The organism is Streptomyces sp. NEAU-174 (genome assembly GCF_052665095.1).
This window is the reverse complement of the sequence record NZ_JBQTCE010000010.1, coordinates 120,432-132,630: the sequence shown is the minus strand read 5'-3', so window position 1 is coordinate 132,630 and position 12,199 is coordinate 120,432. Positions and strand designations below refer to the sequence as shown.

The window sequence follows — 12,199 nt, the reverse complement described above, 5'->3', positions numbered from 1 at the left end:
ACTCGCCCCTGGAATCGCATCAGACCTTTCCCTCGACCCGGGCCACCACGACATGCGGCCGCCCCGGGTGCGGCGCGGTGTACGCCTCGTACAGCGCCTGGTGATCACGCCCGTCGACGGTCGCCGTGGACCACCCCGCGGCCTCGAAGCGCGCGGCGATGCCCCCGGGCCGCTTGTGACTGGCGGAGGCGTTGTCGACGACGACCGCATGCAGCCGCTCCAGCCCCACGGCCCCGGCGTACGCGATCGCCTCGTGATTGCTGCCCTCGTCCAGCTCGGCGTCCCCGATGAGCACCCACACCGCGGCCCCGGAGAGCCCCTGCGCCCGCAACCCGAGCGCACTCCCCACGGCCAACGGCAACCCATGCCCGAGCGACCCACTGCTGATCTCGACCCCCGGCACCAGCACCCGATCCGGATGGTGCCCCAGCGGCGAGTCATACGCCCCGAACCCCGCCAGCAGCGACTCGGGAAAGAACCCCTTGGCGGCAAGCACGGCGTAGTACGCCATCGGCCCATGCCCCTTGGACAGCAAAAACCGATCCCGCTCCGGCGCCTCCGCGCCCTCCGCCGAAACCCGCAGCACACGGTCGTAAAGCACCCAGACCACATCCAGCGTCGAGGTGGCAGCCGGCCCGTGCTTCTCGTCCCCGGTCATCAGACTCATCAGCCGAGGAAGATCGTCGTACCCATACCCGGTGTGAACGTCGGTGAACGTCATGCCGCGAGCGTGCAACTTAAACCAAACTTCAAGTCAAGCCCCGCCCGAACCACCCTGCCTGCTCCCCGGTAACAATGTGCGATGCCCCGACCCCACAAGGTAAACACCCCAGCTGGTCCCGCCGGACTCCCGATCTTCACCCGGGGTGGCAGCGACCACCCCCTGAAGTGCGGTATTGTTCTTCATGCGCGGTCGGCGAGGGAAAGCCCAAGCCGAACGAGCACCGGGACGTGGCGCAGCTTGGTAGCGCACTTGACTGGGGGTCAAGGGGTCGCAGGTTCAAATCCTGTCGTCCCGACCGGCGTTTTCGCAGGTCGGAGGCCGTTTCTGCGGGTAGCGGAGGCGGCCTTAACCGTTTCCGGGCTGGGAGCAATGGGGAGCCCTCTGGGAGCCCTCGTGCTCCCAACTCGCAGACGTGTCAACGATGCCCGATTCGTCCGTCACCCGATCCGGTAGACGTGCGGTGCCGTACCGCGCCCCTGTGCGCCGTCGTCAACCGCAGGCCCCTGACGTCACCCGATCGATTCGGATGTCTTCTGCATCGAGAGATATAAGGACCCCTTGTCGGCTCTCGACCCCCTTTCGGGGTGGGAGCACGATGTCGTGCTCCCCATGCGACAGGGGGAAGCTATGGGCTGAGGGCCTCGGTATGTGTGTTTCCGCAGGCAGTCGGTGCTCGGGTGTCCCGGCCGCAGGTATCTACCGTGTCAAGACGAGGTAATGCCCCTTGGCGTGTGCCGGCAGACGGGGCACTCCCAGGGCGTGAGCGCCCTATCGGGCTCTGTAGCGCCGTAGCGAGACGGTCGGCAGGTGCCCTTGCGCGCAAAATAGTGTGCCAAGCGCTGCTGGGCTGGCCTGAAGGGTGTCTTTATTGCTGTACGGTCGTTGACCTGGGGCTTTGTGATCGTCCGCGTATGGGCATGATCAGTGATCGTGGGTGTGCGACTGCTCTACCTGACCTTCTGCCGACTACTGGGCTGCTTCCTTTTGCTGGGCCGATCGACCGCCGCGAACAACGCCGAGATCCTTGCCCTTCGTCATGAGGTCGCTGTGCTTCGTCGGCAGGTCCAGCGGCCGCGGCTCTCATGGGGCTGATCGTGCCGTGCTCTCCGCTCTCGCACGGCACCTGCCACCCGCCTTACGTCGCCATCGACTGGTCACCCCGGGCCCCCTGCTGACCTGGCACCGGCGTTTGGTGCGCTGGAAGTGGCGCCAAACACCGGTCAGGCCCGGTCGGCCACCGTTGCAGGAAGAGACAGTTGCGCTCATCCAGCGCCTGGCGAGAGAGGACCCGACCTGGGGGTATGTCAGGATCCAAGGTGAGTTGCCTCGGCTTGGTCAACGGGTCGCCGCTGAGACTATCCGACGCGTTCTGCGCCGCTCCGGTCTACCGCCCGCACCGCAGCGAGCAAGCCAGCAGACCTGGCGTTCCTTCCTCCGTTCACAGGCTCACACGCTGCTCGCTTGCGATTCCATGCACGTGGAGACCGTCTTCCTCAAGCGTGTCTATGTCTTCTTCGTCATGGAGATCGCCACCCGGCGCGTTCACGTCCTGGGTGTCACCGCCCACCCGACCGGCGCATGGGTCATCACCCAACTTGCCCGCAATCTGCTCATGGACCTCGGCGACAGCGCTGGGTGCTTCCGGTTCCTCATCCGTGACCGGGACAGCAAGTTTACCGCCGTGTTCGACGCTGTCTTCGCCGGCAATGGCACAGCCGTCATCCCGACCCCGCCGCAAAGCCCCCGGTCAAACGCGTTCGCGGAACGATGGATACGCACAGCCTGCGCCGAATGCACCGACCGACTCCTCATCACCGGCGAACGACACCTCCGTGCCGTCCTCACCACGTACGCCGAGCACTACAACACCGGACGGGCCCACCGCAGCCTCGACCTACGAGCCCCAGACGACCACCCGAACGTCATCCCTCTACCCGCCGCCACGGTCAGACGCCGCCAGATACTTGGCGGACTGCTCAACGAATACCACACCATGCCACCCCGGCCTCACCATCCACAGGAAACACCCAGCTCAGCAGCCTGATCGGAATATTGACACCCTTCAGGTCGAGGGCGACGACGGCGAGGTTGGCCAGGCTGCGTTTGACGTGTGCCCACACGCCCTCGACGGGGTTCAGATCGGGCGAGTACGCAGGAAGCAGGAACACCGTCAGCCACTCACGTTCGGCAATCAGCTCCTGCATCGTCTTGGAGACGTGGGTGTTGAGCCGGTCCCATACGAGCACGATGGGTGCCTTCACCAGCTGGTGGACGCCGTCCAGAAGGGCGATGTAGTCGCGCTCGCTGATGCTGCGTCGCGTGCCCTTGCCCGCGGGGTGAGTGAGCAGGCGGTGGCACAGCCGGGTGCGGGAGCCCGGGCGCCAGGCGATCAGCCCGGCCACCGACAGGCGCCCATAGCGTCGTCCACTGACGGTGACGACCGGGGTGTGGCCTCGCCGGCCCCAGGTGCGTCCTTTGGGCGGTCTGCGGGTGAAGCCGGCCTCATCCTCAAAGCAGATGTAGCCCCTGCAGGCCGCCCGGGCCCTTTTACCTCCACCCAGGTCGCCTCCTTCCAGTCGGCCACGGCCTGCTCGTCGCGCTCGGCCACCTGGCGTGCGGGCATCTGCGGAGTGAAACCGAGCCGGCGCATCAGCCTCGTTGCGCCCGAGACGCTGTAGGAGACGTGGAACTTCCTGCCGATCAGCGTGGCCACCCGTGCAGCCGTCCACACCTGGTCCTCCGTCCAGCCGTGCGCGGCCGGCCCCTGCTCGAGATACCCGGCGAGCTTCTCCAGACAGCGCGGAGACAGGCGACACCGGCCCCCGCTCGGCCCTCGCGAAAGCAGCGCGTCGGCACCACCTTGCCGCCACAACTGCTGCCACTGGTAGGCCGACTTCACACTCACACGCAGATGCCGGGCCACCTCGGGCGGTTTGACCTGCTGAGCGAACAGCTCCGCCGCCTGTATCCGCACCTTTCGATCGTTCGCGCCGTTGGGTTCTCGGCGACCGGTGACCGGCCGTCCACCCCCTTCCGGTCAAGGATGGGGGCAGCTGCTGCCGGACGGCTCGCGGGCCGCGGTGTCCCGGTCAGCGCCGGGCGCCGGTGACCTGGCTCGACGGCACGTCCCCCGAAGGCGGCTGCTGGTGTGGTTGAAGCGTCATCTGGTCCCTCAGGTGCCCCAGGCGGGGCGTTCGCGTCGGTGACGGGCTGCCGGGTCCGAAAGGGCTGGGCTGTCTGAAAGAGGGCTCATCGGGTTGCGCTCGTGCTCGCCCATCCGGAATCTTCAACTCTTGAAGACCCAAAGGTGCGTTGCGGGGGAATACCTTCAACTACATGTACACACCCGGTCAGCGAAACGAGGAAGAAATGATGCGGAGTCGGATCAAATGGAGCGCGGTGTCCGCAGGAGCCGTCATGGCATTGATTCTTCCGCTCGGTCTGTCCGTGCCGGCCGCCGCCGGAGACCGGACATCCGGGCCGACCCTGGCCTGCGTGGCGATGTACGAGAGCTGGCGATACACCAATGCCGCCAACAACTGCACGGACACCGTGAGTGTGATGGTCGTCTACCAGGACGGCGCGACCGGCCTGTGCTCCACGCTTCCGCCGGGCGCGTACAGCACGGTCGGGGAGGGATACCTCGGCCAGCACGGTCACCCCGACCACCTGGCGGTCTGCGAGCCGTCCTGAGTCCGATGCGCCGGATCACGAAGACTGTTCGTCCCACCGCCGGTCGGTGCGCGGCACTGTCTCCAGGTCGCCGAGCCGGGTTCGGCCAGCACTGCGGCCACACTCAGCTGCAAGGTTCTCCGTGCCCCTCACGGTATCCGAACGGGCGAGCAGGGCAAGCCATCGTAAGGTCCGGCAGACGAGCGGGTATACCAGCCGTATCACCACGGCCGGTATGCCGTCCCAGAACGACGGCGGCATCTCGCCAACCGCCTCGGGTCTGGCCACGTTCGGTAGAGGCACTTTGAGGCAGGGGCTTGGGCGGCGGGTCCTCTCCGCCCGCGGGGAAAGCATGCCGCTCCCGACCGCCGCCGTGGGGTCGTCGAGCTGTGAGTGGTTCAGCACCTAACTCGCGGCCGGACCCACCGCGCTGGGGCTCCGCTCGCTGTGAGCCGAGCCGGGTACTGGATCAGTGGGGTCAGCGCCGAGTCCGACGATCTGGTTGTCTTGGTCCACATGTACGATCTGTGGACGCAAGCGTTTGGCCTCGGCGTCCTCGACCTGGGCATAACTGATCAGGATGACGAGGTCACCAGGGTGCACCAGATGTGCTGCCGCTCCGTTGATACCGATGACACCCGAACCGCGGCGCCCCTCGATGACATAGGTCTCAAGTCGGGCCCCGTTGGTGATGTCCACGATATGAACCAGCTCGCCGGGAAGTAGATCAGCTGCGTCTATAAGGTCGGCGTCGACCGTTACCGATCCCACATAGTGCAGGTCGGCCTCGGTCACTGTAGCCCGGTGAATCTTGGATTTGAGCATGGTGCGCAACATGCTGCCACCTTTCCGGAATGTGCGTGGTCGCGCCCCCTGACGGAGTTCGCGCCGGTGGCTCGATGATAAACCGACTCGATAGCCGTTGAAAGGCCGGGATTAATATCCGGACCTGCTCACTTTTTCTGTTCGGAAAAGCGTCGTTGCAGGTCGTGGACAGTCTGGCGGGATCGGCGGGCGCGCTGGGGGCATTGCCCCGCTGATCGCAGGTGATCGGTGATCGGCTCCTTGATGAGTGCCCCGTGAGCGGTAATAGCGACGAGGATGGTGTCGCCGGGCTGATGACGACTTGGATGAGGATCCTGGACGCCGGCGCGGGCTGCGGGACCGTCAGCCGGTTGCTTGCCGACCAGGTGGGCGCGCAGGGCGAGGTGGTGGCCCGCGACCTTCACACCTGCTTTTGCGGGAGGGTGACTGCGCACGGCTGACGGTCGTCGAGTGCGACCTTGCGGCACCTCCGTCACTCGGTAGGTTCGACCTCGTGCATGTGCGTTTCACCCTCTCCCACATGCGCGACCGTGACGCGGTGCTGTCTTCGCTCGTTGGTGCGCCCCGGCGGCCGGCTGGTGATCAGCGACGGTGCGGACGTCGCGACCTCGCTGTCCCCCAACCGACGCGTTCAGCACCGCCATGCTGGCCCAGTGGAACTATCTGTATCAGAGCATCGGCAGCGAGAAGCTGTACGGGTTGTCCTGCCCGGAGCTGATGAAACAGCGCGGGCTCGCCGGACCTGTGCGGCCTCTCGGTAGGGATGGCCACGACCTGTGGTTGGGTCCCGCCGGATGGTCTCTGCCGATGAGAGCAGGGGGCCGCGCCACCGGCCTGCCGCAGGCACGGGCTTCAGGGCGGCGGACGTCGGTTTCCGTCCGAGGCGATCCGGGAGGTGATGGTGATCGTCGGCCTGGACGCACAGGGCATACTCCAGTCGGTGTCCAGCCGTAACGACCACGACCTCGCTGGGCGCAGCTGGAGGCGTTCGGCCTCGCCGATGACTTTGTCGTGCAGGAGATCGGTCACGACGCTCACCGACCGCTTCGGAACGCATGGTGCCGTGGGTGTGCTGCTGCTCGAGGAGCACCGGGAGGCATGGCACCTCATGCTGCTCGCCACCTCGTGGCGGGTGGTGGCGTTCGGCGCCGGGCCCGGCTCGTCGCTCCGGACCTCACCGACCGTCGGGCACCGGCCCCCATGGGCCTCCCGATTGAGGGCGACGCACCGGGATCGGGCCCGGGCTCCGGCCGACCGATCCCGATGGCGGTCACCTCCGGCGGACCAGAGTGATGCCGTCGGCCATCGGGAGCATGCTCACGTCCCCCCCCGGCTGGTCGTCCCGGATCATGGCATTGACCTCACAAACACCGGCGGTGTCCGAGTGACCAGTCTTCCATGGCGCGGGAGAGCACGAGCCATGCATAGAGTGCTGTAGCCGGTAACGGCACCGATCTCCAACACATCCGCAACACCGGTCGCCGCAGCCAGAAACGCGAGGCGGTCAGCTGGCGCAGATCACGCAGAAGCACCGACGTACAGGAGGCCCCTCGTTGATGCACCATAACGCTCCAGTGCCCGGCGCTGCGCCGGTGGGTCAGTCTCCCAGCCCGGCGTCCCGGGCCAGCAGGGCGGCCTGTACCCGGTTCTCGCAGTTCAGCTTGGCCAGGATCCGGCTCACATACGTCTTGACCGTTGCCTCGCTCATGTGGAGTCGCTTGCCGGCGTCCGCGTTGGAGAGGCCCTCGCCGAGAAGGGCCAGGACCTCCAGCTCGCGACCGGCCAGTTTCTCCAATCGGCGCTGGGCCTGCTCGGCACGGAGCGCGGTCTGACCAGAGGTCAAGGAATTCACGACGTGGCGGGTGGCGCTCGGCGATAGGTACGCCTCCCCTGCCGCGGCGGCCCGCACCGCGCGGATGAGTTCCACGGGCGCCGAGTCCTTGAGCAGAAAGCCCGCGCTGCCCTCGGCCAGCGCGCGCAACACGTTTTGCTGCGCACCGAACGTGGTGAGGATCAGCACACGTGTGTCGGGGACGGTCCGGTGCAGTTCGGCCAGAGCCGTCAGTCCGTCCATTCCCGGCATCTGAATGTCGAGCAGCACCACGTCCACCCGCCGAGCCCGGGCCAGCGCGATCGCCTCGTGGCCGTTGGTCGCCTCCCCGACCACATCGACGTCGTCGGCCGAGGTGAGGATCATCTTGATGCCCGCCCGAATGAGCGGTTCGTCATCCGTGACGAGAACCCTGATCACGGCTCTCCCGCGCTGTTCCGGGCGGTCATCCCTGCGGCCATCCTGCCCCCGATCTCGCTCATCTCCTGACCGTGAAGGACTTCTTCTCGACCAGCTTGCCGCCCTTGAAGCAGAACCGGAAAACCGGCTCCTCATCAGATTCACCGCCGGTCTCCGTGGACATCAGCGTGAGGCACTTGGCTCCCTTGGGCTCAGGCGGAGCACCCTTGTCCAGTCCGAAGGCCAAAAACGACTTCCCGCTGGGCAGCGTCTCGCGCACCTCGGCTTCGGACTGGCCCACCGTCACCGCACGATACTGCTTGGGCTCGATCATCGCCTTGTCTGATTCGCGTGCCAGGAAGAAACCGATGGCGACGAGGGCGATCCCCAGCAACAGGATGACCGCTGCCGTGACTCCGCAGCCGATTGCTATGCCGCCTACCTTCTTGTTCCTGCTCATTGCCTTGACCAGCTCCTTCGGCAGCCCGTTCCGGTGAGTGACCGGAGCACCATCCCCCGCGGAGTCGGCCGGGATCTGCTCCCGAAAGTCGTCTGTGGGATCGACAAACGATGTCTCCATGTCGCCCTGTGAGAGGCTTGGGGCGCCGCCCTCCGACGGGGCGTACGGCAGCAAGCCCGCCAGCCGGAAGCCGCCGTTCGCCGTGGGCCCCTCGTGCACCATGCCTCCGATGAGCCGGGTCCGCTCCTTGAGCCCGGTCAGGCCCTGACCGCCGCTCACCACACTCCGGCCGGTGCCCGGCGTTTCGATGGTGGGGCCGTTCGCGACCTCCACCACCAGCGCATCCGGCTCATACCGGAGCTCGATGGTGATCCAGGCGCCTGGGGCGTGTTTGTGGGCGTTGGTCAGGCCCTCCTGAGCGATGCGGTACACCGCGTGATCGGCGGCTGGGGCGAGTGGGCGCGGCTCGCCGGAGCGCCGCAGCTCCACGTCAGCACCCGCGCTCCGGGACGCCTCCACCAGGCCCTCGACGCCGGCCAGCCCTCGCGAGGGCGCTGTGCCCGCCTCTACGTCCCTGTCCTGAGGAGTGTGGGAGGCGCCCCCTTGGCCGGGACACTCGGCGGGATCTCGCAACAGCCCCACTACTTCGCGCAGTTCGTGCATCGCGGCCACTGATGCCTCGCGCAGTACGCCTACCGTCTCACGCTGCCGCTCGGTCAGTTTCCGGTCCACCTCCAGCGCGCCTGCGTGTACCGAGATGAGAGTGAGCTGATGGCCGAGGCTGTCGTGCATGTCCTGTGCGATGCGCTGGCGCTCTCGCATCCGGGCCTGTCCGGCGATCATCGCCCGTTCGCGTAGTACCTGGGCGTCGTACTCCTGGAGGGTGTCCGCCAGTGTGCGACGCTGCGACCAATAGCGGCTGATGAGGCCGGGTACGACCGTCTTGACCAGCAGCCATGGGGCGGCGAAGGCAAAGGCCAGCGGTGAACTGGGCGCGTCCCACACGACGGACAGGCCGAGGCTGACGGCATACGTGGCGGCGAAGGTGCCGACCGCCTTGCCGAAGCCGTCGATCCGGAGCCCGGCTGACCAGGCGGCGACGAGGACCAGCGGGCTGAGGCCGGCGAACTCGGCCATTCCCATGGCGGTCACCAGAAGTACGGTCGAGGGAAGGACCCGGCGCAGCGGTGACAGCGCCGCAGCGGCCAGAGCCACTGCGGCGATCCGTACGGTGCTGCCTTCGGCCAGGGACTCGGCAACCGCGGCCAGCAGCCCGAGCACCGCACTGAGCAGCGATTCGCGCACGATGCGCCAGGGAGTCCACATACCGGGCGTGAAGAGTGCCTTGCCCGGGCCGGTCAGCCGGTGGGGCGCCGAGCGTAGCCACGCCCCTGCCCCGGACGCGTGGTGAGCCGATGCCACAGGGTCCGTAGTTTCCACACGAGTCACGTGGCCACACTAGGCAGCCGCAGCCGGACACCACGCCTGCCGTTGGTCGCGGCAGCCATCGACGAAAGTCACACCGGCGTCCTTGCCGTCGCGTCGCCTCGTCACAGCGCCGCCCGCATCTCCGGGTCTAGGTGGAAGAGTTCGGGCTCCGTGCGCGCTCGGTACAGCTCCCAGTAGGATTCGGCGATCACATCGGGATGGGACCGTGGTCCGCCCTTGCCGATCCAGGCGGCGATCGCGATGTGTGCGGCGTACACGCCCTTTGGCGCGAGCGCTGCGTTCAGGTTGAGGACCCAGTTGCGCAACGCGCCGCTCGCGGCCGCGATATTGGCGAACGGTGGGTGGACGACCGGGCCGGACGATGCGCCGGTGGTGACCAGGATGGTGCCTTCGCCGCGGTCGAGCATGTCCGGCAGCACCTGGCGAATCGCGGTGATCCCGCCGTACAGGTGGTACTCGATCTGCGGTTGCACGGCTTCGACCGTGAGGTCCAGCGCGTCGACGGGGGCCAGCGGGCCGGACTGCGGATCGGCGGGCGCGGGGGAGTACTCCAGGACGTCGATGGGACCGAACCGTTCCTTGGCCGCGTCGAATGCGCGGGTCAGGGCGGGCCGGTTGGTCACATCGGCCGCGAAGCCCGCGGCCTCGATCCCGTCGGCCGCCAGTTCGCCGGCGAGCCGGTCAAGCTTTTTCTGATCGCGGGAGAAGAGCGCGACGCGGAAATTCTCCGCACCGAACCTCTTGGCGATCGACAGCCCCAGGCCGGGGCCTGCTCCGACTATGGCAAGGGTAGGCATTGGTGCTCCTTGGAAGTTGGACGCCGACCGGCCAAGCGGCGGGCGCCCGGGAGATGTGATGATCGGCCGCCGCAGAGGGCACGCAGGCCACCGCGGCTGAACAGCTGGTACGTCACCGAAGCTTCTAGGTGACTTACGCGTGGGTAAGCGATTCTGCTTACGCCAAGGTAAGCTTTCTCGAGGAGGTGGTCAAATGACCGGCACAACGGACGGGCGGCGCACCGATACGAGACAGCGCATCCATCAGGTCGCCCTCGATGTGTTCTCCGAACGTGGCTACGAGAAGGCGACACTGCGGGAGATCGCCGAGCGACTGGAGGTCACCCGGCCAGCGCTCTACTACCACTACAAGAGCAAAGAAGACATCCTCGCCAGTATCCACCGGGACCTGGCATCGTCCATCGACGACATCATCGACTGGGCCTGTTCCCGCCCGGCCGACCTGCGGACGCGCAGAGAGGTCCTGCACCGGCTCTCAGCGCTCATGGCCGGCCCGTGGGGCCAGTTCACCCGCTTCGCGCAGGAGAACGAGGCCGCGATGCGCGACCTCGCGGCAGCCTCCGAATTCGTCGAGCGTATGGAGTCGCTCGCCGAACTGCTCCGCCCTTCGGACACGGTGCGGGGTCGCATGAGGGCTCGGCTCGCCCTCAGCGCCTTGTTCATGGCAGGCTCCCGGGCCGAGCAACTTGGTGGCACGGACCAGGCGCGCTCCGCCGCCGCGCTCGAGACGGCCGACGAGTTGGTAGCCGATGGGTGACTGCGCTGCCACGCTTGTCACCGCCGCGTGGGGGCGGTTGCCCATAACCGTCCCCACGCGCCCGCGTTCACCTCTCGACGGGCGTGAAACGGGAGGTCTGCCGATGGATCAGTCCCTCATAGATCAAGAAGGTATCGATGCCATCCGTCACCGATACGGAATGGGCGTCCATCTGCCACTCCAGAAGCAGCAGGTCCGACGACTCGGTCACCGAGAGCGTGGCGTAGCGAGCACCGGGCAGAGCCGCGCCGTTCTCGGCGAAGGCATCGCGAATGGCTTCCTGGCCGGCGACCACCTTGCCGGGAAGGACGACGATCGCGTCCTCGGCGTAGTCGGCGGCGATGCGGTCGGCCTCGCCGCTGTTGAGCGCGGCCAGATGGTTCCCGAGCACCTCGCGCGGGCTGCGGCTGTTCACAGAGGTTCCCTTCCTTTCCCCGCTGATCGTTATCCGTCGCATCAGGCGATGACGCTGTGGACCAACTGGCCGCCATCGATGCGGACGGTGTCTCCGGTGATCCATCCCGCCGCGTCCGAGGCCAGGAATGCCACGAGCTTGGCCACGTCGGACGGGATGCCGAGCCGACCGAGCGGATAGCGCTTGACGACTTCGGCTTCCCGGCCGCTGTAGAGGGGTTCGGCGAACACGGTCTTCACCACGGCCGGCGCCACCGCGTTGACGCGCACCTTCGGTCCCAGTTGGTAGGCCAGCTCTTCGGTCAGCCGGGACAGCGCCAACTTGCTGGCGCCGTAGACGCCGATGTCGCCGGTCGCGCGCAGAGCGGCTGTCGAACTCATGTTGACGATGGCGCCCCCGTGCTCGGACATCCAGGAGTGCCAGGCAAGTTGGGTGAAGCCCAGTGCCGCGGTGACGTTCACGTCGAAGGTCTGACGCACCTCGTCGAGATCCGCCTCCACGAGCGGGCCGAACAGTGAATTGATTCCCGCGTTGTTGACCAGCACGTCCAGACTGCCGAACTGCTCGATCGTTCGCTTTACCGCTTCGGCGCGAGACTCGATGTCTCCCGCGTCACCGGGTACGGCAAGGACACGGTCACGTTCCACACCGGTTTCCACAGCCAACTCGTCAGCGGTGGACCGCAAAGCGGCGGCGTCACGAGCGGTGATCGTGACTGAAGCTCCCCGATTGAGGAGCTCATGGGCGATCGCTCGTCCAATCCCCCTGCTAGCGGCCGTAACCACGGCGGTCTGTCCAGCGAAATCTTGGTTCACAACAACTCCTGAGAAGTGATCGAGAACGGCATCGGCCAGCGAGCCTGCTAGGCGC

General features: G+C 66.9%; 11 protein-coding genes, 1 tRNA gene and 3 pseudogenes. 6 read left to right on the top strand and 9 right to left on the bottom strand.

The annotated features are described in order from the left end of the window. Positions 1-19 precede the first annotated feature (19 nt). Positions 20-721, bottom strand: a complete 702-nt coding sequence (locus ACT2CW_RS27690) for a transketolase (RefSeq protein WP_445518585.1) — start codon at positions 719-721, stop codon at positions 20-22. A gap of 224 nt (positions 722-945) precedes the next feature. Between ACT2CW_RS27690 and ACT2CW_RS27685 the strand changes: the two genes are divergently transcribed. After that, positions 946-1,019 (top strand) — tRNA-Pro (locus tag ACT2CW_RS27685). Between the two features lie 1,176 nt (positions 1,020-2,195). Next, on the top strand, positions 2,196-2,768 hold the full coding sequence (locus tag ACT2CW_RS27680; protein WP_206311553.1) for an integrase core domain-containing protein: 573 nt from the start codon (positions 2,196-2,198) through the stop codon (positions 2,766-2,768). Positions 2,769-2,790: 22 nt separating this feature from the next. On the opposite strand, the pseudogene ACT2CW_RS27675 reads toward ACT2CW_RS27680, so the two are convergent. Beyond that, positions 2,791-3,758: pseudogene (locus ACT2CW_RS27675) on the bottom strand (IS630 family transposase); the annotation flags it as partial. Between the two features lie 383 nt (positions 3,759-4,141). Between ACT2CW_RS27675 and ACT2CW_RS27670 the strand changes: the two are divergent. Then, positions 4,142-4,417 carry a hypothetical protein gene (locus ACT2CW_RS27670; protein WP_171072362.1) on the top strand — a complete coding sequence of 92 codons (276 nt, stop codon included), beginning with the start codon at positions 4,142-4,144 and terminating at the stop codon, positions 4,415-4,417. 384 nt (positions 4,418-4,801) lie between these two features. On the opposite strand, the gene panD is transcribed toward ACT2CW_RS27670, so the two are convergent. Further along, the gene (gene panD / locus ACT2CW_RS27665) at positions 4,802-5,233 is read right to left on the bottom strand and encodes an aspartate 1-decarboxylase (RefSeq protein WP_138911541.1); all 432 of its coding nucleotides are present in this window, start codon (positions 5,231-5,233) and stop codon (positions 4,802-4,804) included. A gap of 242 nt (positions 5,234-5,475) precedes the next feature. Between panD and ACT2CW_RS27660 the strand changes: the two genes are divergently transcribed. Next, complete coding sequence (locus ACT2CW_RS27660) at positions 5,476-5,661, top strand: hypothetical protein (RefSeq protein ID WP_138911542.1); 186 nt, start codon at positions 5,476-5,478, stop codon at positions 5,659-5,661. A 584-nt stretch (positions 5,662-6,245) separates the two neighbouring features. Next, positions 6,246-6,374: pseudogene (locus ACT2CW_RS27655) on the top strand (HAD-IIIC family phosphatase); the annotation flags it as partial. Positions 6,375-6,604: 230 nt separating this feature from the next. Here the strand turns inward: ACT2CW_RS27655 and ACT2CW_RS27650 are convergent. The 4 genes and pseudogenes from ACT2CW_RS27650 to ACT2CW_RS27635 all read right to left on the bottom strand — a co-directional run. Beyond that, positions 6,605-6,721: pseudogene (locus ACT2CW_RS27650) on the bottom strand (SAM-dependent methyltransferase); the annotation flags it as partial. 97 nt (positions 6,722-6,818) lie between these two features. Then, positions 6,819-7,472 carry a response regulator transcription factor gene (locus tag ACT2CW_RS27645; protein WP_445518584.1) on the bottom strand — a complete coding sequence of 218 codons (654 nt, stop codon included), beginning with the start codon at positions 7,470-7,472 and terminating at the stop codon, positions 6,819-6,821. A 58-nt stretch (positions 7,473-7,530) separates the two neighbouring features. Then, positions 7,531-9,237 carry a sensor histidine kinase gene (locus tag ACT2CW_RS27640; RefSeq protein WP_138911544.1) on the bottom strand — a complete coding sequence of 569 codons (1,707 nt, stop codon included), beginning with the start codon at positions 9,235-9,237 and terminating at the stop codon, positions 7,531-7,533. Between the two features lie 224 nt (positions 9,238-9,461). After that, positions 9,462-10,157, bottom strand: a complete 696-nt coding sequence (locus ACT2CW_RS27635; protein WP_138911545.1) for an SDR family NAD(P)-dependent oxidoreductase — start codon at positions 10,155-10,157, stop codon at positions 9,462-9,464. A gap of 193 nt (positions 10,158-10,350) precedes the next feature. Between ACT2CW_RS27635 and ACT2CW_RS27630 the strand changes: the two genes are divergently transcribed. After that, on the top strand, positions 10,351-10,914 hold the full coding sequence (locus ACT2CW_RS27630) for a TetR/AcrR family transcriptional regulator (RefSeq protein WP_037959172.1): 564 nt from the start codon (positions 10,351-10,353) through the stop codon (positions 10,912-10,914). Between the two features lie 67 nt (positions 10,915-10,981). On the opposite strand, the gene ACT2CW_RS27625 is transcribed toward ACT2CW_RS27630, so the two are convergent. Both ACT2CW_RS27625 and ACT2CW_RS27620 read right to left on the bottom strand, forming a co-directional pair. Continuing rightward, the gene (locus ACT2CW_RS27625) at positions 10,982-11,329 is read right to left on the bottom strand and encodes a nuclear transport factor 2 family protein (RefSeq protein WP_037959171.1); all 348 of its coding nucleotides are present in this window, start codon (positions 11,327-11,329) and stop codon (positions 10,982-10,984) included. Positions 11,330-11,370: 41 nt separating this feature from the next. Next, a complete protein-coding gene (locus tag ACT2CW_RS27620) occupies positions 11,371-12,144 on the bottom strand; it encodes an SDR family oxidoreductase (RefSeq protein ID WP_240812572.1) in 774 nt (257 codons plus the stop codon). Positions 12,145-12,199 lie beyond the last annotated feature (55 nt).